The sequence below is a fragment of the Proteus sp. TJ1640 genome, assembly GCF_003144445.1.
Taxonomy (GTDB): Bacteria; Pseudomonadota; Gammaproteobacteria; order Enterobacterales; family Enterobacteriaceae; genus Proteus; species Proteus penneri.
The window spans coordinates 81,272-105,072 of the sequence record NZ_PENY01000018.1 but is presented as its reverse complement, the minus strand read 5'-3'; the positions used below and the strand labels follow the sequence as shown (position 1 = coordinate 105,072).

General features: G+C 37.2%; 16 protein-coding genes, 1 tRNA gene and 2 pseudogenes. 16 read left to right on the top strand and 3 right to left on the bottom strand.

Annotated features, from left to right (window positions below; all coding sequences use genetic code 11):
* Window positions 1-99: 99 nt before the first annotated feature.
* Complete coding sequence (gene pepA, locus DK861_RS06650) at window positions 100-1,608, bottom strand: leucyl aminopeptidase (RefSeq protein WP_006535637.1); 1,509 nt, start codon at window positions 1,606-1,608, stop codon at window positions 100-102.
* Between the two features lie 286 nt (window positions 1,609-1,894).
* Between pepA and lptF the strand changes: the two genes are divergently transcribed.
* Together lptF and lptG are read left to right on the top strand one after the other, a co-directional pair.
* Complete coding sequence (gene lptF, locus DK861_RS06645) at window positions 1,895-2,992, top strand: LPS export ABC transporter permease LptF (RefSeq protein WP_072064533.1); 1,098 nt, start codon at window positions 1,895-1,897, stop codon at window positions 2,990-2,992.
* Window positions 2,992-4,071, top strand: a complete 1,080-nt coding sequence (gene lptG, locus DK861_RS06640) for an LPS export ABC transporter permease LptG (RefSeq protein ID WP_072064532.1) — start codon at window positions 2,992-2,994, stop codon at window positions 4,069-4,071. Before lptF ends, lptG begins: the two co-directional genes overlap by 1 nt.
* A gap of 75 nt (window positions 4,072-4,146) precedes the next feature.
* Here the strand turns inward: lptG and ampH are convergent, their stop codons facing one another.
* A complete protein-coding gene (gene ampH, locus DK861_RS06635; protein WP_109399637.1) occupies window positions 4,147-5,376 on the bottom strand; it encodes a D-alanyl-D-alanine-carboxypeptidase/endopeptidase AmpH in 1,230 nt (409 codons plus the stop codon).
* 1,324 nt (window positions 5,377-6,700) lie between these two features.
* Here ampH and DK861_RS06630 point away from each other — a divergent pair.
* Together DK861_RS06630 and DK861_RS06625 are read left to right on the top strand one after the other, a co-directional pair.
* Window positions 6,701-6,785 (top strand) — tRNA-Leu (locus tag DK861_RS06630).
* Between the two features lie 197 nt (window positions 6,786-6,982).
* Window positions 6,983-7,093, top strand: a pseudogene (locus tag DK861_RS06625) (Arm DNA-binding domain-containing protein); the annotation flags it as partial.
* 8 nt (window positions 7,094-7,101) lie between these two features.
* On the opposite strand, the pseudogene DK861_RS06620 reads toward DK861_RS06625, so the two are convergent.
* Window positions 7,102-7,281, bottom strand: a pseudogene (locus DK861_RS06620) (hypothetical protein); the annotation flags it as partial.
* 53 nt (window positions 7,282-7,334) lie between these two features.
* On the opposite strand from DK861_RS06620, the gene DK861_RS18425 reads away from it, so the two are divergent.
* The 12 genes from DK861_RS18425 to tssB all read left to right on the top strand — a co-directional run bounded on the left by DK861_RS18425 (window position 7,335) and on the right by tssB (window position 23,799).
* On the top strand, window positions 7,335-7,565 hold the full coding sequence (locus tag DK861_RS18425; protein ID WP_275425645.1) for an IrmA family protein: 231 nt from the start codon (window positions 7,335-7,337) through the stop codon (window positions 7,563-7,565).
* Window positions 7,566-8,533: 968 nt separating this feature from the next.
* Entirely contained in the window at window positions 8,534-10,417 is a 1,884-nt protein-coding gene (gene tssI / locus DK861_RS06610; RefSeq protein ID WP_109399636.1) for a type VI secretion system tip protein TssI/VgrG, read from the top strand.
* Window positions 10,418-10,512: 95 nt separating this feature from the next.
* A complete protein-coding gene (locus tag DK861_RS06605) occupies window positions 10,513-13,038 on the top strand; it encodes a DUF2169 domain-containing protein (protein ID WP_109399635.1) in 2,526 nt (841 codons plus the stop codon).
* The gene (locus tag DK861_RS06600) at window positions 13,038-14,081 is read left to right on the top strand and encodes a pentapeptide repeat-containing protein (protein ID WP_109399634.1); all 1,044 of its coding nucleotides are present in this window, start codon (window positions 13,038-13,040) and stop codon (window positions 14,079-14,081) included. The genes DK861_RS06605 and DK861_RS06600 overlap by 1 nt, the downstream gene beginning before the upstream one ends.
* 45 nt (window positions 14,082-14,126) lie before the next feature.
* Entirely contained in the window at window positions 14,127-14,765 is a 639-nt protein-coding gene (locus DK861_RS06595) for a DUF3540 domain-containing protein (protein ID WP_109399633.1), read from the top strand.
* 24 nt (window positions 14,766-14,789) lie between these two features.
* The gene (locus tag DK861_RS06590) at window positions 14,790-15,179 is read left to right on the top strand and encodes a DUF4150 domain-containing protein (protein ID WP_109399632.1); all 390 of its coding nucleotides are present in this window, start codon (window positions 14,790-14,792) and stop codon (window positions 15,177-15,179) included.
* A gap of 50 nt (window positions 15,180-15,229) precedes the next feature.
* Complete coding sequence (gene tssJ, locus DK861_RS06585; protein WP_109399631.1) at window positions 15,230-15,793, top strand: type VI secretion system lipoprotein TssJ; 564 nt, start codon at window positions 15,230-15,232, stop codon at window positions 15,791-15,793.
* 29 nt (window positions 15,794-15,822) lie between these two features.
* Complete coding sequence (gene tssK / locus DK861_RS06580) at window positions 15,823-17,160, top strand: type VI secretion system baseplate subunit TssK (RefSeq protein WP_109399630.1); 1,338 nt, start codon at window positions 15,823-15,825, stop codon at window positions 17,158-17,160.
* A gap of 38 nt (window positions 17,161-17,198) precedes the next feature.
* Window positions 17,199-18,470, top strand: coding sequence for a type IVB secretion system protein IcmH/DotU (gene icmH / locus DK861_RS06575; protein ID WP_109399629.1), 1,272 nt, complete (start codon window positions 17,199-17,201; stop codon window positions 18,468-18,470).
* Window positions 18,470-22,099 (top strand): type VI secretion system membrane subunit TssM, encoded by a 3,630-nt coding sequence (gene tssM, locus DK861_RS06570; RefSeq protein WP_109399628.1) that lies wholly within the window; start codon window positions 18,470-18,472, stop codon window positions 22,097-22,099. The genes icmH and tssM overlap by 1 nt, the downstream gene beginning before the upstream one ends.
* A gap of 61 nt (window positions 22,100-22,160) precedes the next feature.
* Window positions 22,161-23,189 carry a type VI secretion system protein TssA gene (gene tssA / locus DK861_RS06565; protein WP_109399627.1) on the top strand — a complete coding sequence of 343 codons (1,029 nt, stop codon included), beginning with the start codon at window positions 22,161-22,163 and terminating at the stop codon, window positions 23,187-23,189.
* A 73-nt stretch (window positions 23,190-23,262) separates the two neighbouring features.
* Window positions 23,263-23,799 (top strand): type VI secretion system contractile sheath small subunit, encoded by a 537-nt coding sequence (gene tssB / locus DK861_RS06560; RefSeq protein WP_109399626.1) that lies wholly within the window; start codon window positions 23,263-23,265, stop codon window positions 23,797-23,799.
* The last annotated feature ends 2 nt before the right edge of the window (window positions 23,800-23,801 follow it).

Below are 23,801 nucleotides of genomic sequence, written 5' to 3'. Positions count from 1 at the left end.
CCGATAACAGAAGGGTATTGCGTTGCAATACCCTTCTTGGAGTCTGCTCTATTTACCCTAATAATAGGGTAATACCTTAACCCTGATAATTATGCGGTATTACTCGTCGCTATTCAAACCCGCGCGATTAAGTAAGAATTGAGACAGTAAAGAAACAGGACGACCTGTTGCGCCTTTGGCTTTACCAGAACGCCATGCTGTACCCGCAATATCCAAGTGAGCCCAGTTATATTTCGTCGCAAAACGCGCTAAGAAACAACCGGCAGTAATTGCGCCACCTAAACGACCACCTGTATTTGCTAAGTCAGCAAAATTAGATTCGATTTGTTCATAGAACTCATCGCCTAATGGTAGACGCCAAGCGCGGTCACCCGCTTGCTCTGATGCATTCATTAACTCATGTGCTAATGGATTATGGTTAGACATTAATCCGCTATAGTGATGCCCTAAAGCCACCATACATGCACCTGTTAATGTTGCGATATCAACAACTAACTCAGGCTCAAAGCGCTCAACATAAGTTAACGTATCACATAATACTAAGCGACCTTCAGCATCGGTGTTTAATACTTCAACGGTTTGGCCGGACATTGTTGTTAAGATATCACCAGGACGGTAGGCTTTTCCACCCGGCATATTTTCACAGCCCGCAAGTACACCAATGACGTTAATCGGTAACTGGAGTTCAGCAACAACACGCATCACACCATAAACCGTTGCAGCACCACACATGTCATATTTCATCTCATCCATGCCATCAGCAGGTTTGATAGAAATACCACCCGAGTCAAATGTCAGGCCTTTACCGACTAACACAATGGGGCGAGCTTCAGGATCTTTATTGCCTTTATATTCGATAATCGACATTAAAGATTCATTTTGAGAGCCTTGTCCTACCGCAAGATAAGCATTCATATTGAGCTCTTTCATTTGCTCTTCGCCAATAACACGCGTAGAAACATTTGAAGAGGAGTCTGCTAATTGACGCGCTTGAGAAGCTAAATAAGCAGCATTACAGATATTTGGTGGCATGTTTGCTAAATCTTTACATGCTTTAATGCCTGATGCGATAGCTAAGCCATGAGCAATGGCACGCTCACCACTAGGTAGTTCACGGCGAGTAGGAACATTAAAGACCATCTTACGTAATGGGCGACGTAATTCTGTCTTATTGCTCTTTAGTTGATCAAAGGTATAGAGGCAGTCTTTTGCAGTCTCAACCGCTTGACGTACTTTCCAGTAATTATTACGACCTTTAACATGTAACTCAGTCAGAAAGCATACGGCTTCCATGGAGCCAGTCTCATTGAGCGTGTTAATGGTTTTTTGAATGATCTGTTTATACTGACGTTCATCCAATTCACGCTCTTTACCACAACCAATCAGTAAAACGCGCTCAGAGAGAACATTAGGTACATGATGTAACAGCAGTGATTGTCCAACTTTGCCTTCCAGCTCACCTCGGCGTAATAAGGCGCTGATATAGCCATCACTGATTTTATCAAGTTGCTCCGCGATCGGAGATAAACGACGAGGCTCAAACACCCCCACGATAATACAAGCGCTGCGTTGTTTCTCTGGGCTGCCGCTTTTTACATTAAACTCCATGCGTTCTCCTGAATATTAAAGACAAAAACGGAAAGTATCGTTTAGAATAGTGATCCGCATTAATCTACCCCATAGAAAGTTTACTTTTTATGTTAAGCTAAATGCATTAATTGAATACAACTAATTTAGCTAACTTATAAGCTTGTTCTTATTGGGAACCTGTTTATAGCATGTTTTGATATCATTTGGGCTGCAAGAATGTCTAACTGAGATGCACAAATGATAGATATACAACGAAGTTAGCGATTTTCCTGCAAAAAGACAAGTTTTCACAGGCATAACTAGCGTGATTATAATTCGATATTTAGCTCGGGAAACCCTTAAAAGCCAGATAGCCATCTTATTTATTTTGATGCTTATCTTTTTTAGCCAGAAACTGGTTGAAATTTTAGGGGCTGCTGTTGAAGGTAACATTCCTACAAACCTCGTGGTTTCTCTGCTGTGGCTGGGAATTCCTGAGATGGCACAGCTTATTCTTCCATTAAGCCTTTTTCTTGGGCTTCTGATGACTTACAGCAAACTTTATGTTGAAAGTGAGATAACCGTCATGAATGCGTGCGGAATAGGTAAGAAAGCATTAGTGCAAGCGGCACTGTTGCTCTCATTACTGACCAGCGCATTAGCTGCAGGAAATGTCATTTGGCTTATTCCTTGGTCTTCGGTGCATCAAGAGCAAGTCCTTGAGGATGCTAAAGCAAACCCAAGTTTAGCCGCGTTAATGGAAGGGCAATTTAAAATGTCCAGTGACCGCAATATGGTACTCTATCTTGGTAGTGTAAAAGGAAACCAATTCCAAGATGTGTTCCTTGCACAATTGCGTCCAACACAAGATCAACGTCCTTCTGTTGTAGTGGCAGATAAAGGCTATACCAAAGAATTACCTAACGGGAATCAGATAGTCGTATTGAGTGAGGGGACTCGCTATGAAGGTACGGCAGTACTACGTGATTTTCGTATTACCGATTTTAATGACTACCAAGCGGTAATTGGACATCGAGAATCCACGATTAATCGCAATCGCGTAGAACAAAAGACAATGTCTGAGCTTTGGCATTCTAATGAAACCGAATCTATCGCTGAATTCCATTGGCGCTTAACTTTGATTTTCTCTGTTGTCATTATGGCGGTGATGGTCGTGCCTTTAAGTGAAGTTAACCCACGCCAAGGTCGCGTATTAAGTATGTTACCCGCAATGTTGCTTTATCTGGTCTTTTTCTTATTACAAAGTTCGCTACATTCTAATGGCGAAAAAGGAAAAGTTGACCCTCTCATTGCGATGTGGAGTGTTAATGGCGTTTATCTTGCCTTGGCAATCTTATTGAATGTTTGGGATACCTTGCCTATGCGTAAATTCCGAGCTCGCTTTAAGAAAGGAGTTGCCTGATGTTTGGTGTATTAGATAGATATATCGGGCGTACTATTTTACAGTCGATTTTGATGACACTATTTTTGCTGGTTTCTCTGTCTGGCATTATCAAATTTGTCGATCAACTCCGTAAAGTAGGGCAAGGTGATTTCACCACACTTGATGCGGGTATTTATGCGATCTTAAATATCCTTAAAGATGTGCAGATCTTCTTCCCCATGGCTGCGTTACTCGGTGCATTATTAGGGTTAGGTGCATTGGCAACACGTAGTGAGCTGGTGGTGATGCAGGCATCTGGTTTTACACGTTTGCAAATCGCAGGTTCTGTGATGAAAACCGCTATTCCATTAGTACTGTTAACAGTTCTGATTGGCGAATGGGGGGCACCACAAGGTGAACAATATGCACGTAACTATCGTGCCGAAAAAATCATGGGTAACTCTTTAGTTTCTACTAACCGTGGTATGTGGGCTAAAGATGGCAACCAATTTATTCATATCAACCGAATAAAGAGCCAAAATGAGATGCAAGGCATCACGCTCTATGATTTTAATAATGATAGAAAACTAGAAACGGTGCGTTATGCATCAAGTGCAACCTATGATGTCGATAAAAAAACGTGGATGCTAAAACAAGTCGAACAATCAGACTTAACCAATCCACAAAAAATCACCGGTAAAAAACAGGTATCACTTGAATGGCCAACCCGATTAACGCCAGAAAAACTGAGTGTTGTGGCCTTAGATCCAGATGCATTATCGATTAGTGGACTCTATCAATATGTTAAATATCTAAAACAGAGTGGGCAAGAATCAGCAAACTATGAGCTGAATTTCTGGAAAAAAATCTTTGCGCCAGTTTCTGTTGCGGTAATGATGCTGATGGCATTGTCATTTATCTTTGGCCCATTACGCACTGTACCAATGGGATTAAGAGTTCTAACGGGTATCTCTTTTGGCTTCCTGTTTTATATCGTCAATGAAGTTTCAGGACGATTAAGTTTGGTTTATGGCATACCTGCCGTGATTGCAGCATTAGTACCAGCAATATTATTCCTAACATTGAGTCTATGGTTATTGATGAGGCGTAATCGCTAGGTAATATCCACTTCAGCTAGAAAAACAAAAAGCGCCTTAGATAGGGCGCTTTTTTTATCGCTATAGTGTTTGCGATCACTGATAAAAATCTTTTGCTAGTGCTCGAACAAGCGCATTAGTCCCCTGAGTCACTTCACTAAATTTAGTGCCATTAGGTTTACGGGTGATCACCACAAATACACCGATATTTAATTCAGGAATGGTTGCCATATAAGTATTAAACCCGCCGCCGCCGCCGGTTTTTTGGTAAATTGCCGGAATTTCATTGGCGGGAGCCATATAAACCCAACCTAAACCTACACCATCAGCACGGCCCGCAACATCCATTCCTTCTATTGAAGAGAGTCGATTACGAGGGAAATAGACAGATTGCTCTTTGCTTGCCGTTGCTTTTCGCATGGCATTATGAGAAGTCAAAAAGCCTTGCATCCAACGTTGCATGTCGGCAGGCGTCGAGTACACACCACCACTTCCGGCTGCAGCAATAGTGTCAGAACATGGGCTTGGTTTATATCCTATTAATAATCTTTGGCATTGTGCAGGGGTTGGCGTCAATGTTGTGTTAGTCATACCGGCAGGCTGAGTGACATATTGTTGTAAAAGTTGAGGATAACTTTTACCTGATGCTTTTACTAAGGCATCTGCTAATAAGTCATACGCTAAATTTGAATATGCAGCTTGATTACCCGCAGGCGATGTTAATGTTGCTTTTTTTAACCAGTTCCAACGGTCGCCATGAGTTGGCCAAATAAAAACAGGTCTTCCCCATTTTCCGCCAGGTTGTTCTCGAGGAAAACCACTGGTATGGCTTGCTAAATGATAAAGACGGATAGGGGATTGAGCGCTGACTAATGGGATGTCTACACCATAGTAGCTATATTTTTGCAGTGGATCAGTGACTAATAATTTTCCATCATCTTGTAACTTTAACATCACTTCACTCGTCATCAGTTTTGTGATAGACGCGATGCGGATCAGTGAGTTCATGGATGGTGCATTACGGCTTTCAGGTGTTGTTGTCCCAAAAGAACGATTCAAGGTTTGAGAGTTATTGATCATGACAATAACCATACCTTGAGGATGACTCTTTTGATAAATTTGTGAGGCATATTTATCAAACAGTGTTCTTGCATTGCTTACATTAGGGCTTAATGCCGTAGGCCATTGTGTTAATTCAGGCACACTGTTCTGTTGATTTAACATAGAAGGTTGTGTCGCTGGTGGTAATGACGAACGTTGGCTGCACGCATTCAATGTCAGTAAAGCGACGGGGATCATAAGATATTTTAGAAAATGTTTTTTCATTTTTACTTTCAACAGAAGTCAGTGAAGTGAAAGGAATGCGATAAACATAAAATGATTTATGTTTTAAATTGGTGCCTTTCTTATCGCGCTATTTTTTCTTTATCATTTTTAATACGGCACCTAAGATAATACCAACAAATATGCCTGTGATAATCCAGCCAACAATGCCCATAACACCGCCTTCTAATCAGATTTAAACCAAATTTTGATTATATTATCAGAAATAAGAATGTCTATCAGCGCAAGAGCCTGTTATCAAAAAGTTGGCATTAAATGTGTCAAATTGTCTCTAAGAAAAAGATAGTGAAGAAAAATTGCATCATAAAAAGACATTTTCCTTATATTTATCCTCTAAAAATGAGGTAAGTATTACCGTTAAGTTACAATTTTCCTCAGTTTACCCTTTTTTTAATCATTTCATTAGCTTTTCTTTATTATTGAGTTAGGAAGTGTATATCAAGAAAATGTTAATGAATGGTGTTATAATCTTGGTTGTCGATGTTTTATAGTTTATTATTCTTTATTGTATCTTTGTTTGATTTGTTTTTTGGATGTTTATAAAGGCAATATAAGGGTGTGTCATATTTTGTAATAATTTACTGATTGTGGGATTGTACAATTAAACTTATTATAGCTTCATCAAGTTGAGAGACTGAGAATATAAGCGTTACAGAGCAAAGATAACACAGCAATAATAGAGTGAAGCAATAAGAAGGCATATATAAAATGAGCCTCTTCAATAATAAGTAAGTTATATATTAATAGTAATATTTCAACACCATTATATTAAAGAATAGTACCTTCGTTATAGCAGTAAAATAGCAGTAAATAAGTACATTATATTAATGAAACATAACTACTTTCTTCCTCACACCAGGGAAGAAAAGGGCAGTGACGCTATAAAAATAACTTATAGTCATTAAAATAAAACTAAGCCCTCTATTAGCAGTACTGTCGGATCAAAACACTAACCCAAGTTTTGATCCTTTTTTTATTTATCGCTATATATTTTAAAATATATCGATTGAATAAGTTAGTTTTAATAAATTTATATTATGATGATGTAATCTTTAAAAGAAAAAAGATAAGAAAAAAGTAAAAATAAGATAACGAATAAATTCAGACACAAAACAAGTGATCTATCAATACAACATGATTAAAGCATTAACGATAGATACTCTAGTGTAAACTATAAGTTGTGTTTTATGATAGCAACAAACCTTAAATGCACTTTTTTTCGCCAATCAAACTGAAAACAAACAATAATTGTTGCGAGTGTTCTTCACGCAAGTATAATGGGCGGGTTTTCCAGACACACTTCAGTGCCGGAGTGGCGAAATTGGTAGACGCAGTTGATTCAAAATCAACCGCCTTCGGGTGTGCCGGTTCGAGTCCGGCCTTCGGCACCATAAGAACATCAATGGACGTCAAAAGACGTCTTTTTTTGTATCTAAAATCCTTGTTTTACAAGGCTTTCCTCGCGTTTTAACTCTACCAACGTATACTCAACTCAACCGACATCAAGTTAATGATGTGGGTACATTTGCGGGTATATGCCGATTCGATAAAGTTTTGTACCCGCAATTTGGCTACGAGGATAGTTAAAATGGCACTTTCCGATACTAAGGTTCGTTCTGCAAAATCTGAAGATAAAGCGTATAAGCTGACAGATGGTAACGGACTATTTCTTCTGGTTCATCCCAATGGTTCTAAATTTTAGTTGACCACTACATTATAACTTGAGCGATAATCTTGGATCTTGCGATCTGCGGGTAAACGTATTATTTGAAGTTCTGCGAATTTCTCATCATCCAAATAATGTTCGGTTTTAAAGGCTTTTACTGCATCAGGATCATCAAGATTAATAGTTTGTAAGGCCTTTAATGAGGTAAACTCATCATAGTTTGGCTGAACAACAACAACGTTATGCGAGCATCTCGCATACAAGTTAAAACTTTATTAACCAAGGCTACAGTGGTTATTCATTTACCCTCGATAATGGCGGTAACCATATGGTTTTAGACCACGTGGAGTTTGGTGTGCTTGAACTCACGTTACGAATGAAAGATGGACAAGGAAAAGTTTTAAGGGATACGATTCTGAAAGTGGAACCTTTTGGCGATTCTAGCGCCACTTTTGCCACGCTGACTGGATTAGAAATACCTTGTGAGGATGTCGCTGAGTTTTAAGTGGTTAAAGCGGTAGAAGATCAGAATGGTCATAAGGTTGAATTGCCACTATCATTCTTTTAGGTCAATAATCCAGAATTGGCGAAGATGTCAATTTCAGTGAAGTAGAAAAGCTTCGGTATTATGATAGAAATATAATTGTTGGTATAAAATTCATCGAACACGATATTTTCATTATAAAATAATATCAATTAACTCGTGTTCTAATCCTGTGATCAACTAATTCCTTAAATATCAGTTAGTAAACTGTTTTCAATTCAACGAATGTCAAAACGTTTTCAGGAGAATTTACTCAAAGGAGTGCTATTAGGCAGAAATGCGCAAGGTAAACATACTCGTGTTGAATTCCGTTTCGAGCCTACCTAAAGTAAGGATGTTCTTATCGTTTATAGATAGCTTATTAAGGTTTACAGAAACTAACCCAAAGAAAACAGTAAAATTGTATTTTAGCTAAGGAATGTTTCATTCATCACATTAAATAATAAAAACTATTATTTTACGTCGTTGCTCTCCTATCAATCAAATATAATTTAATAAATTAAAATAATATAACAATAGTTAAAATAATATAATAATTATTACTTAAAAATAACATTCAATTTAAAATTAAAAATATTTTTAAAGTGGAGTTAAAATCAATAAAATTGATACACATAATATTCTCTTTGTAATGATTACCTTTATTGATATTAATCAATAAAGGTAATTTAATTTATTCTTTATTTAATGGGAAATAAATTAATACTATTCAATATTTGAATACTGTATTAGTAATATTACCAATATACTATGCCATATTTTTGAGTCATTTTTTTTAATTTTCTAGAATTGATTTGACATATGATAACGGGTTAATGGAAAATGAAAACGAATTGATATAGTCTATTACTTGAAAAAGATATCTAAAATCTCATATTTGATTTCATTTGAAATAAAAAGTTTTATTATTCCTATAAATGGACATAATTATGCTAAATTCGAAACATCTTTTTACTGTGGGGCAAATTACAAACTTATTCGAACCTCTTCTATTCTATAAATTGACAGGTGAAGAGAAGCTCTCAGATATTTACAAATTTGATGTTGAATTACTTTGTCCGAAAAATACCATTGATTTAAAAGAACATTTAGGAAAATCTCTCACTATTAAAATCGATGACCATCGAGCACCTACACGATATTTAAATGGTCTTATTACGAGTATGTCGTTATTAGGTAGAGAAGCATCAGAGAAAAGATATTATCTCTATCGTGTTACACTATCACCGACTCTTTGGTATTTAACTCAGAATAAAGATTGTCGAATTTATCAAGAAAAAAGTGTTCCTGAAATTGTTCTCAGTATTTTGAATGAATATCAAATTAATGTTGATAATCGTCTTACACATAATTATCGGATTTGGAATTATTGTGTCCAATATCAAGAAAGTGATTACGACTTTATTTGTCGTTTAATGGAACATGAAGGTATTTATTTCTACTTTTCTCATCATGCTAATGGTCATACATTAGTATTAAGTGATTCTCCTCAACAACATGATCCTTTAGAAGGTTATTCAAAAATTGTTTATCGTCAGATAGAAGGGGGGCTAACAGAAAATGACGCCTCAATCTATCAATGGAATATTTCCGATATTATCACTCCAAGCCTTTACAGCATGGATGATTATGATTTTAAAAAGCCTCGCGCTAATTTATTAGAAAATTGTCGTAATCCATTTTCTTATGCTAAAGAAAAAAGTGAAATTTTTGATTGGCCGGGAGTGTATACCGAACAAAGCCATGGCCAATTTTATACAAGTATTCGCCAACAAGAGTTTGTCGCAAACCATGAACTTATAAAGGGTCGTGCATCTTCAATAGGTATTGCACCAGGTTGTCGTTTTTTACTGGATAATGCGCCTCGTCCTATCGATGCACGCGAGTATATGGTTATTAGTGCGAGTTATTTCTTTAAAGAAAATAGTTATTCAAGCAATGACCATGATACTGCGGAGCATTATATCGATTTTATTGTCTTGCCTGCAGATACCCAATGGCGACCTAAAAAGAGTACGCCTTGGCCTAAAACACATGGTCCACAAACAGCAGAAGTTGTTGGTCCTAAAAATGAAAAAATATGGACTGACAGCTATGGCAGGGTAAAACTCAAATTTCGTTGGGACCGATATGGCGAAAGTAATGAAACAAGTTCATGTTGGGTTCGAGTATCTAGTAATTGGGCGGGTTGGCAGTATGGTGGTGTCCAAATTCCAAGGATTGGTGAAGAAGTCATTGTTGATTTTATTAATGGTGATCCAGACCGGCCGATTATTATAGGTCGAGTTTATAATGAAGAAAATATGCCTCCTTGGGATTTGCCTGGTAATGCAACTCGCATGGGCATTATGACTCGTTCTAAAGATGGCAATATAGCTAATGCTAATAGCCTATTTATGGATGATGCTCAAGGCAATGAAAGTTTTACGATGCATGCTGAAAAAGATATGGATATTTCAGTTGAAAATGATTTCAAATTATTAATTGAAGGAACAAGTAACGCTGTCGTTAATCTAGATGCTGTAGAGATGTATAACGCTAATCATGCAAAAGTTGTTGTACAAACAGACGTGGAGGCTGCTTTAAGAAAAGTATTTGCCGCAGGTTTGCGTGTTGAAGCAGTCGGTGCTGATATTAAAGTGAGAGGTATGCATATTGATTCAACACAGTTTGAAGCGAGAGTTGTACCTGTTTATTTAGGGGTAACCGCAGCCAAGATATTATCTGATAACACGATACTCCATCTATTTAAAAATAAAATAGAATTAGGTTCCTTGGAATTAAATGCAAAATTATTAGTGCTTTATCTTTAGTGAAAACGATAAATAGAAAAGATATTATCTAATATGATGATGTTTATATTTGATTTTTATATGCTCAAAATAGCGTTTAAGGATGATAATTAAAAATGAAAATAATTAAGCCATTGCGTCTTAGTATTATGCATCGTCCTTATTATAAAAATGATACATCTTATTTAAGTGTTGCTATTTTAGCTTTGGTTGATATGAAAGATGCATTAATGCAATTACGTCCAGAGCCTGAGTTATGGCAATTAGCTAAAGATGAGCTAACTTGCAGTCAAGGTATTATCGATCTTGTTTATCCTAAGTCTTATCCTGAATTTTTAGCCGTTGGTTATGCCTATCCGCATAGTTATTTATCTGAGAATGTTTGCCAAGTCAGTATTACATTAGGTGATAAACGAAAATCGCTCATTGTATCGGGTGATCGTCAGTGGCATGCAGACATGGCTTCAAAACCAGCTACTTTTCATTCTATGCCCATTGATTGGGCTCATGCTTATGGTGGCGAGCATGTTCTCGATAATCCTCAAGGGATTGGTGCAGAAAATAGTCAATTTTCACATTGGCTACCCAATATAGAATTACCCTCAGAGCGCTTAACGTTCCCTTCGCAAATTATTACACCCGCAGGCTTTGGGCCAATAGATTTTACATGGCCTGCTCGTCAGCAATACATCGGTAAAAATTATGATGAAGAATGGGTGAAAAAAGGTGCACTAGGTTTTGCCTCAGATACAGACTCTCGTTTGTTTAATATGGCGCCTGAAGATCAACAATGGCTAGAACATACATCACTCCCACTTTCGATGCCTTATCTGATTGAAAATATGCACCCTGAATATCATCTGCAAAGTGGTACTTTACCCGCTTGGAAAGCGCGTTGTTTTATTCATCATACCACATTAGGGAAAACACTTTTTTCAGAAATTGAAATGCGTCATACGACAGTTTGGTTTGTACCCCACCTTGATAAGATGATTTTTGTCTATCATGGTGAGTATCCAATTGAAGAAGATGATGCACATAATGTTCATTTACTGATGCCAGCCCTGGAAGAGAGCATTGCACCGCGCTCAATTGAACATTATCGAGATGTATGGCTTAAACGTAGCGATAAAGAGAAAGGCGCAACATATGCTTTTCAAGATCAAGATTTAATACCTGAAAAGGCTATTGGTGAATGGATTGATACCCAGCAAAATACGAGTGAAACGACCCCATTACAACAAAATTTAGCTGCACGTAAACAATCTGTTTATCAGGATATAGAGAGTAAATTACAAGCTGTAGGCACTCAATTACCTGCGCAAGTGAAAGCATCTCCTGATCTCGCTTCCCCGACATTGTCACAGTTACCTGCATTTATGGCTCAATTAGAAGGGATGGCGGATCAAACACATAATGAAGCTAAACAACATTTAAATCAGCATATTGAGACAGCCCAAGAGTTTGAAGATAAACGCCCTGCAGGACCCTTTGCATTTTATCAATTATGCGAAAACTTACGTCAACAGCAAAAGGGTGAGTTAAAGCCGGCCCAAAGAGAAAATTTATATCAACTTTATCGTTTAAGTGTACAAACTCAACATCGTATTTCACCCCTTAATAACAGCGAAAAAGCGAAGTTGCGCCAATGGGTGATTGCTAAATTATCACAAGATCGTGATTTTACCGATTGTGATCTTACTGGTGCAGATCTCTCTCATCTTGATTTTAGTGGCGCAAACTTAACGCGAACCATGATGGAAAGTGCGGATTTAAGTGATGCAATATTTAATGACTGTCAGTTAACTCAAACGTTGTTAGCTCGCACTAAAATGCATAAAACATTATTACGCAATAGTGTTTTATATGAAGTAACATTTGCACAAAGTGATTGTAAACAATGTGATTTTACCGGCGCTACATTAGTGAATTCTGTCACCGAAGAGGCTGTTTTTGATGATTGTGATTTTTCTCAGGCAAATATATCAAACCAACTTTTTCAGAAAGCGTCATTTGATGGTTGCTATTTTTATAAGGCTTCTTTTAAGAATGTCATTTTCAATAATGAAACCATCTTAAAAGAGGTAAATTTCTCCGCAGCCCAATTTTTTAAATCTAGTTTTACTGATTGTGAAATGCCATTCAATTCATTTAAAGATGCACAGTTACAAAACTGTGCCATGGTGGACTGTAATGCTTCTCACTGTGACTTTACGCAAGCTAAAGTACAACAGAGTGCTTTTCTCGGATCAACTTCATTAGCGAATACTACTTTTGGTAGTGCGCACTTTGCGCAATGTAATTTAGCTAAAATTAATCTCAATAATAGCGAATTACATCGAGCTAAATTTATTGAGTGTGATTTTTCTGAAGCATCTTTAATATCTGCTGATCTCTCTTATTTACAAGCAAATAACAGTAATTTTATTCGTACATATCTTGAAGCTAGTAATTTTGAGCATGCAAACCTAATGGGGAGCTTATTAAAGAAAGCATATTTAATCGGTTGTAATTTTAATCGAGCAAATTTATTTAGAGCTGATATTTCACAAGCAATTATGGATGAAACAACGACGATGGAAGATGCATTTATTAAGCAAATGAAGATTTATCCTTTATATACCCATAAAGGAGTTGCTTGATGATCAATGCCATGTTGTTACAGCAGAAAATCAAACGAGGAGAGGTAATTGAAGATCTCGATTTATCGGGAATTGATTTATCTCATTGTGATCTATCGGGAGGCGTTTTCAGTCATGTTAATTTAACCCGAGCTAATTTAACAGGTTGTCATTTAAAACAGTGTTTATTTATTAAATGTGCTATGCCTGAGATTATATTGAGTCAAGCGCATTTAGATAATACAAGTTTTAGTGAATCAAATTTATCTAAGGCTAATTTTAGTCATCTTGCTCTCTCTTTTATCATTTTTAGTAAATGCGATTTGCAGCAGGCTAATTTTGAAAAAATAACGGGAGAGGTGTTGCAATTTAATGAATGTCAATTAGAGCAAGTTCGTTTTTGCAATGCACAACTGACTAAAAGTGTTTTTTTAGAGTCTGAAATTAATCAAAGTGATTTTACACAGGCTCATTTGGTTAAAATTGTTTTTTATCAAATGGATCTGCGTAAATATATTCCTAGGGAGACTGTTTTTGAACAAGTTAATTTTGTTGAATGTCAACAACAGAACTTAGCTTATCAACACTTAGTTTTTATACAGTGCCAATTTACGCGCAATCAACTTGATAATGTCAATTTTGCCTCTGCAACATTAAAACATTGTTTATTTCATGGTGCTTCACTGCAACATGCCAATTTATCTCAAGTTAATGCGGATGGCGCACAATTTATTGATGCCGATCTATCGTATGCCAATTGCAAAAAAAGCGTAATGAATCAATCAATGTGGATAAATGCAACTTTGATATCAACGTGCTTTGTCGACAGTCAATTAGCGCAAGCTCTGTTTAGTAAAAGCCAGGCGATAGGCGCTGTTTTTACTAACACATCCCTTGAATATGCTGATTTTTCATATGCCAATATCAGTGAAGCAAACTTTGAGGGCGCTCGCTTTAATCAGACTCAGTTTCATCGTTCTATTCAACAACAGACGCAGTGGGGTGATAAAACAGGTGTTTTAGAAAACGATCCTGAGCTTTTACTGGCTGAAAACTGGGGTTAAACCCATGAATAAAAAACACCATTAAGTCATCAAAGGAATAAATGAATGAGTATTGCAACCTTACCGAAAACGCTATCAGCCAATATGTCACAGCAGAGTAGTGGTTATGTCGTCAATATTTTGCCTGACAAAAGCATTATTGTTGATATTGATGGGCTCGGTTGGCATTGTCGGCGTGCGGCTAGCTGTTTAATTATGCCTGAAATTGGCGATGTTGTGCTGTTAAGTCAACCCGTTAATGACACATTATGGTTACTTGCGGTGTTAGAAAAAGCCACTCAAAAACCACAAACAGAAATTGCCATACAAGGTGATCTGACGATTTCAACACAAGGCGGTTCGCTTATTTTAAACAGTGAACAAACCTTAGAAATGCGCAGTAATACCTTACAAATTAATACTATTCAGGCTCAGTATGCCATTGAAAAATTGACCTATCAGGGCGATGAGATTGATGTGCATGTTGGGGTTAATCGTTGGATTGGTGAACGTTATGAGTCAGTTTGGCACACCACGACACAATTAAGTCAACTTTCATTTAGACGCGTTGAAAATACCGAGCATCTTCGTACCGGACAACTTGATTATCAGGCACAAGACTATCTTAGACTGCATTCACATAACACACTGATCACGGCAGAAAAAATAACCAAAATAGATTCAGAACAGATCCACGTTGGTTAATTTTTTAATTTAAGGAATATAGCTATGTTTGCGAATTGTCAATTAGGCGGATTAGATTTAGCAGCACCGGATGTTTGCCAAACTCCACCAATCCCTATCCCTATTCCTTATGCCAATATGGGATTGGGGGGAACCGCAATTCCAAATGTATTAGGTGTCCAGTTTTCTTCAATGCCTGCACATAATCTAGCCACAATAAACCCAGTAACAACGGGTGATGAAGCGGGCTGTTTCGGGGGAGTTTGCTCAGGAACCATTAAAGGATTATCGAAACATATTACGGGAGTACAAAGTTTTTTAGTTGTCGGTTTTCCTGCAACACGTCTTACAAGTATGACACAACAAAATATCATAAATGCAATAGGTATGCGTATTGTACCTAGTCAACCAGTGATCCTTTTATTGGGAGCATAGCGTAAAAAAACGTATTAAAAGTATTTAAAAAGGAAAAATAGATAAATAAAATGAAATTTATATCTTATTTTTTTATACCTCATACGAATAACTTATTATATTTGTTTATGGTAAGTCTATTCCTTTTTGGATGTTCTGGAAGTGATGGAGGTAATAAAGAAATACAAACTACGATAACTAAATATAATCTTTCTATTTCTTCTACTTCGGATGCAAATATTAATTCTATTGGTGATCCAGCGCCATTAAAAATAAATATTTTTAACTTATCATCTGAGAATGAATTTATGAATTCAGATTTCTTTACCTTACATTATAATCCGAATAATGTATTAGGAAAGAATTTGTCAAGTAGTAAGCAAGTTTATTTATTACCAGGAAGTGAACCTATTGAGGTAGTAGGGCAAGTTACTGAGGAATATCCTTATATTGGTATTTCAGGTGAATTTCAAAATTTAAATAATAGAAATTGGCGGACAATTTTTTCTATTAAGCCTATTGAAAAAATACCATTTTATAAATTTTGGCTTACGTCATCATCACAAAAAAAAATTAATGTCGTCGTTGATAGTCAGGGAATATATATCGTAGAAGATAACGATAGTAAAAAATAAATATTCTATTTTCAAGGTGATTCTAAATAATGAAACAAGCACATAAAGTTGTTTGGACGGAAGGCATGTTTTTACGTCCACACCATTTTCAACAATCAGAAAACTATCTTGAACAATATATACGCTCTTGGGGAATGGCTCATAATGAATATTATTGGGGATTCATTTCTTTAGATATTGATGAAAATGCATTAAGACAAGGAATAATATCTTTAAATGCAGCAACAGGTATTTTACCAGATGGCAGTTTTTTTTCTTTTTACGATGCCAACGAAGCGCCTCTACCCTTAAATATTCCCGAGGGTAAAAATATTACGGATATTGTATTGGCTTTACCTATTTATCGTGAAGGTAAACATGAAGTCAGTTTCCATGCAACGCCTGATCCACAAACGCGCTATCTTGCTTATGAAAAAGAAATTGAAGATATGAATACCATTACGGTAGGAAGCGCAGAATTACAGTTAGGTAAGTTACAACTAAAACTGTTACCTAAAGAAGAAGTTACGTCTGACTGGTGTGCAATTGGAGTATTAAAGCTATTAGAAAAGTCTGCAGATGGAAGTTTGAAAATAGATACAAATTATATTCCTCCGATGCTTGTGAGTCAGGCAAATACACGATTAAGTGCTTTTGTGATAGATATTCTTGGGCTATTACAACAACGTAGCCAACAGTTGGGGCAACGCCTTAATCAAAGTGGTAGAGGAGGGATCTCTGAAACATCAGATTTTATGATGTTGCAACTCATTAACCGTTATATCGGGATCACTCATCATTTTCATAAAAGTAAGCAACTGCATCCAGAACGTATTTTTACAGATTGGCTTTCTCTTGCCTGTGAATTGATGACATTTTCGCCTTCTCGTACTGTAGGTAAATTATTACCAACTTACGATCATGATAATTTGGCACTATCTTTTGACGCATTAATGAAATGGTTACGCCAAGGTTTATCCATCGTTTTCGAAGAAAATGCGATTCAGTTACCCTTGGTTGAACGTTCTCATGGTTTGCATATTGCAACGGTTCCTTATGCTGAAATGCTTAATGAATTTGGTTTCGTCATTGCCGTACATGCTGATGTACCTACCGATATTCTTCGTTCCCATTTTCCGGCTCAACTCAAAATAGCCCCAGTAAACAGTATTCGTGATCTTGTCCAGTTACAGCTACCGGGTATTGGATTGAATTGCATGTCTGTGGCACCTCGTCAATTACCTTATCACGCAGGTTATACCTATTTTGAGTTGGAAAATAGTGGGGATCTATGGAAAAAAATGCGCCAATCCGGTGCTTTTGCATTACATCTCGCAGGAGACTTCCCTGGGTTAAATATGGAGTTTTGGGCTATTCGCCATCGGTAATTTAGCACTATTACGATAGAGAGAAATAGGAATGTATCATGCAGAATGATTTTTCTAAAACGGCAACTGAACAAGTATTAGATCCCCCAAAAAATACCAAACTGGTTGACAATCCTTTAGTGATTGCCGCTAACCCGTTACTGAATATGATCCAAGTGATACGTAATCAAGTAACGCAACAAAATCCAGTGAAATTACGTCAAATGCTTATTGATGATATTCGTCGTTTTGAAGTGCGTGGTCAGCAAAAAGGATTATCTTACGATGTTTTAATCGGTGCTCGTTATTGTTTATGTACAACTTTAGATGAAGCAGTCATGTCTACGCCGTGGGGGAAAAATACCGTTTGGTCGACAAATGGTTTGTTAGTGACCTTCCACAATGAAGGGTGGGGGGGAGAAAAATTCTTCCAATTACTGGCGAGGCTATCGAAACAACCTAAGAAAAATATTTTATTACTAGAACTAATTAATTATTGTTTATTATTAGGTTTTGAAGGTCGTTATCATATTATCGACAATGGCTACTCTCAGTTAGAAACGTTAAAGCAACGTCTTGCTCAAATTATTCACTCAGTGCGCGGTAGTTATTCTGTCTTACTATCTCCGCATCCTATCGATACGCCAGTAGAGCAGAAAAATTGGCGCCCTATGTTGCCATTATGGGGCTACGCTATATTTTTAAGTCTTCTATTATGTTTATGGTTTATTATATTAAATTGGCGATTAACTGAAGAAACTACCCCCGTTATCTCGTCAATTTATCAAATCGATTTACCGTCAGTTCTGTCTGAAGATATCTCTGTACCACTCGCGTTTTCGCCTGCTGTTGCAAAAATGAAAAACCAATTACAAAGAGATATTATTGAAAATAATTTAAGTATTCGTCATGGCTCACCCAATAGCATATCCATTATTTTGACTGGGGATGGGTTATTTGATTCTGCATCAACATCGATAAATGAAAAATACCAATCCACTTTAATGCGTATTGCTCAAGCAATTAACCATATTAATGGAACCATCACCGTGAGTGGTCATACCGATAGTGACCGTATACATAATGCGCGTTTCCCTTCTAATTATGAGTTGTCGTTTGAACGAGCGGATGCAGTAGGAACGGTATTGAAAAAATATTTACAACAACCAAGCCGAGTCACCATTGAAGGTAAAGGTGCTTTAGTTCCCATTGTTCCGAACACTAGCCTTGATAACAAAGCATTAAATCGCCGTGTTGAAATTACTGTACTTCATATGCCCAATACTCAATTTCCCACCGTTATTCGCGCATCTCAAGTGGGGGATGAATAATGTCTAAATTATTGATATCTATAGTAAGTAGCCGTTTTCTCTGGGTGATGGTTGGCATCAGTGCTATTTCACTCATTATTTGGTTTATTAGTCCTTTTATTTCTATTGGAGGTTATCGTCCTTTTGAGTCACCCGTTAATCGAGTAATAGCAATTGTTATTATTTGGGGGGGTTGGTTATTGATAAAACTCATTACTATAGCTTGGCGTGCACGATTTTCTACTAAAAAAGCAGAGAGTAAAGTGCAGGAGTCAGCCCCTAAAGAAAAAACGAGTGATCTCAAACTGGTGGAACGCTTTGAAGAAGCAACAAGTTTGCTAAAAAAAGCGTATATTAATCAGAAAAATTTACGCTCTCTACCTCATTGGCTATGGCACTTTAATAAACATTATATTTATCAACAACCTTGGTATGTTCTCCTCGGTGCTAAAGGGGCAGGAAAAACAACAGCCTTAGTCAATTCAGGTATTCATTTTCCTCTTGTAGATCGCTTTGGTAAAACGATGTTGCAAAACATTGTTAGCACCAGAAATTGTGACTGGTGGTTTGCAGACAATGCCGTGTTGCTTGATACCTCAGGGCATTATTCAATGCCAAATAATCAGGCAGAAAATAGTAATTATGAATGGAACGGTTTTCTCGGTTTATTAAAAAAATATCGCCCCAGACAACCGATAAATGGTGCCATTGTTACTATTAGTTTGGCTGATTTAATGAACCGTACCCCTGAAGAGTGTTTAGAACAAGCGCAGGCAGAACATAAGCGTTTAGTTGAACTAAGAGACTCTCTTAAAATAGATTTTCCTATATACGTCATGATCACAAAAGTAGATCTACTACGTGGGTTTCTGGCTTATTTTGAGAAGTATAGTGCTCAACAACGTGAGCAAATATGGGGGTTCACTTTTAGTCGAGAGGACACCAAGAAAGCTGATTTTTCTTTTATTTCGGCATATGAGAAAAACTTTGAGCAACTTTTACAACGCTTAAACAAAGGGCTTGCTGATACGATGCTTAATGAGGAAGACCCACTTAAATGTGGTGATATCTACCTCTTTCCACAAGCATTTTCACGTATTCGTAATGTGTTAGGTAACTATTTAAATGCACTTTTTGCCACATCTCACTTTGAAACGGCGTTTATTCCTCGTGGGATCTATTTTACTAGTGGTGCCCAACATACTTTATCTCCAGACAATATAACGTCAGAACTGAGTGATCCACTTAATGCTGCAACGGGTATTGATGAGAAAGACAACACCGCTGAAGAAAATAATAGCGCATCAAGCAACCGCGCTAAAAATAAAGGCTATTTTATTAAAGATGCCTTAGAAAAAGTGATTTTTCGTGAATCTGCTTTAGCAACGAATAATCGCTGGTGGATTTACTGTAGTACAACGTTACATTGGATAGGATATTTATTATTAGGGCTTCTTTTCTTAAGTGCCGCACTCTTTTTATATTCAAGTTATAGCCATAATAAACAGTACCTAAATGAGGTTGATAGCCATATTCCGTCTATAGAACGTCAATCACAAGGAATGGAGCTTTATAATAACCAAAATATTTTTACATTATTACCTTATCTCGATAGTTTGAGTGATCTTGCTGAAAGTAAACATTTTTCTCTTTCACATCCACCTATGACTTATCGTTTAGGACTCTACCGTGGCGATCAACTCGAAACCGCAAGTGATGCGTTATATCAAAAGGCATTAAAAAATATTCTATTGCCTTATGTTGCTTGGCAAGTGACTGCGATATTACAAAATGATATGGGGGGTGATGCGGATTTTAGTTTTGAAGCACTTAAAGCATATCGAATGCTTTATGAGCCAGAGCACTATGATGGCAAGTTTTTACGCGCATGGTTAATCTTTAACTTACAACGTTCAGCGACACCAAGTACCAGTAAATTGGCATGGCGCGCTCTTGATAATCATCTTAGTAGACTTCTTGATGAACAAGTACAAACTTCACCTTATCTACGTGATGAGCAATTAAAACGTTCTGCACAACAACGTCTAAATAAAACACCGATATCTGTACGAATTTATGGTCGATTAAAACGTATCCTTTTAAAAGAAGCCTCACTCAAGCCTCTTTCCTTAACCGATCTTGCTGGTACACAAGCAGAGCTTGTTTTCCAAAGTAAAAGTGGTCAATTTTCATCGGAAGGCATCCCTGGGCTTTATACACCAAAAGGTTATTGGTTAGCGTTTAATAAACGTATTAATGATATTACCCAAACTTTACTGAATGAAGATGGTTGGGTGTTAGAAATCGATGAAACAGCATTAACAAGAGAAAATCGTATCGATCTGCAAAAAACGGTGCGTCTATTGTATATGCAGGATTTCATCACAGTATGGGATAGTTTTCTTAATGATATAGAAATGAAAAATATATCAAGTTTAAAAGAACGTATTAATACTGCCCGTATCCTCTCTGCAGAAAATTCCCCACTGCGCAATTTTCTGATTAATGTTGTAAATAACGTACGTCTTACTGATGAAGCTGAACGCCAAGATAATAGTATTACCTTGAGTCATTCACAAAAGAATGCAACCGATCCAGAACCCTTTTTAAATAGCTTATTTTCCAATCAACAACCTAATGAAAATGATACCGGTGATATTTCTACCCAACCAGAGCAAGTGGTTTTAAACCATTATTCACCAATTATTGAGTTGACTAAAAGTAGTGGCGAGAAAGAGTCAGAAAGTATTGCTTTTGACTCAGTACTTAAGCAAACCGATACACTATACAACTATTTATTAGCTGTTCAAACGGCGTCAAATAGCGGTATGCAACCCCCTTCAGGCGAAGTGATTTTGTCATTGCAAGCAGAAGCTGGGCGTTTACCTCAACCTTTCAAAAAAATGATCCTCTCATTGGCTAATGGCGCGAGTCGTGATTCTCAAGTCAAAGAATTAGAGGCGCTACAGAAAAATGTTGAATTTGAAGTAAGAAATTTTTGCCATCAAGCGATTGAAGGGCGTTACCCATTAGTACGTGATGCACAGAAAGAGATCACTAGCCAAGATTTCTCTCAGATGTTTGCCCCTAATACCGGCATTATGGATAGTTTTTTCTATAAAAATTTGAATGGAAAAGTGGATACATCGCGCTCGACTTGGCGTTTTTATCCTGGTGTTGATGGAAGTAGTTCGTTATTTAGTAAGTCGAATATATTACGCTCTTTTCAACAAGCACGGATCATCAGAGATACGTGGTTTAGTGGTCAAAGTCAAAAGCCTTATTACACCCTTGCGATAAGGCCTATTAGTATGGATAACGACATTCTTAATATTATGCTGGACTTAGATGGACAAGTCTTTCGGTACAGCCATGGCCCACTTGTTCCTTTAATTGTCAGTTGGCCAGGTCCTAATAACACCAATCAAATTACGCTACAGCTTAATCTCGCAAATGGCAAAACAGCAACATTAGTGACTTTTGGTGATTGGGCGCTACATCGTTTAATGGATAAAGCAACGATAGAAACACATAACGCCTCTCTCGCGCAAATCGCGACTTTCAATATTGATGGACACCGTGTGGTGATGGAATTCACACCTAATAGTGCCAGAAATCCGTTTCAGCCAGTTTCATTTCGTTGCCCATAAGAGAAAAAGCGATGAGTCAAAAGCGTCTTTATTTACTAAACAGTTTGGCTAGGGAGCATCTATGACCATTGGATCACTGTTAACGCCTATATCTCCAGAAAACCCTTGTGGTGATAATTTGGAGTATGACGCAGAGTTTATGAAATTAGAGCAGTTTACTGAAGGTAAAACAGAACAACAGTTTGGCGATACGATAATTCCCGCTGAATTACCCGATTGGGCAGCTGTAGAGCGTATAGCATCTAATTTATTATCACGCACAAAAGATTTACGGGTGATGTCATATCTCACTTTAGCTTGGACACAACTGCGTGGATTACAAGGATATTTAGATGGTTTACAACTTATTTATTCTGCTATTGAACAATATTGGCCTCAGTTATACCCCTTATTAGATGAAGAGGGTGAAAATGATCCTATTTATCGAATTAACGCACTCGCCTTATTAGGTGATAACTCACCGCTAACTTACGCGGTGCGCTCTGCACCTTTTATCAAAGGAAGCAATAGTGAATTATCACTAAGGGATGCTTGTTCATTGCTGGATGGCAGTAAACAAGAATTAGAGCACTTTCCTGATGGTTTACCTCGTTTAAGGAGTGAATTAGGTAATCCACTACAAGAAAACGTTCAATTAATCGCGCCTATTACAGACTCACTGGCTAAATTGCGACATGCCATTGTGTTGCTATTAGATGAAAGTGCGTTACCTGAAATGGCGTTGTTGTTAGATGGTTTTGACGTTCTCAGTCAAGCCATTGTGCAGGCTAATAGTATCACCGATGTCGATTCGGAGCCGGAATGTATTTTAGACCCTCTCGCCACTCCTTTAAGCGATGATGCTATTTCGCTAACACCAATAGAGTTTGGTTATGGGAAAGTACAATCTCGCGCTGATGCTATGCATTTATTAGAAAAAGTTAAAGAGTACTTTGTGCAGTATGAACCAAGCCATCCAGCCCCTTTAATGATCGACCGACTACAAAAGCTTATTAATCTTAATTTTATGCAAATTATGCAGGATTTGGCGCCAGATAGTCTGCGTCAATTAGAAACGATTTTAGGAACACAAGAGACTGAAAAAAAATAGCATCGGCTATTTACTCATAACAGTACTGAATAAATATTACACGCTTTTTTAATATAGAGTTACGGAGAAAATCATGGCAAATATGAAATCTCATAGCGGGCAAAAATTTATCGCCCGTAACCGAGCCCCCCGAGTGCAGATTGAATATGATGTTGAAATTTATGGCTCAGAACGAAAAATTCAATTGCCTTTCGTTATGGGTGTAATGTCCGATTTAATCGGAACACCACTCGAACCACAGCCCAGTCTTGAAGAGCGTAAATTTCTAGAAATAGACATTGATAATTTTGATGATCGCATGAAGTCATTAAAACCCCGCGTTGCTTTTCAAGTAGAAAATACCTTGAATCAAGAAGGTAACTTAAATGTGGAGTTAGTCTTTGAAAGTATGGATGATTTTTCTCCCGCAAGTATTGCTCGTAAAGTTGAACCTTTAAAAGTGCTATTAGATGCTCGTACTCAACTGTCGAATTTACTTTCTTATATGGACGGTAAAAGTGGTGCAGAAGAGTTAATTGCTCAAGTACTCAGTAACCCAGAGTTGCTGCAATCATTAACTCAAACTCCAAAGCCAACTAGTCAAGACGTTCAACAAGGATCGGAGGAGTAAGA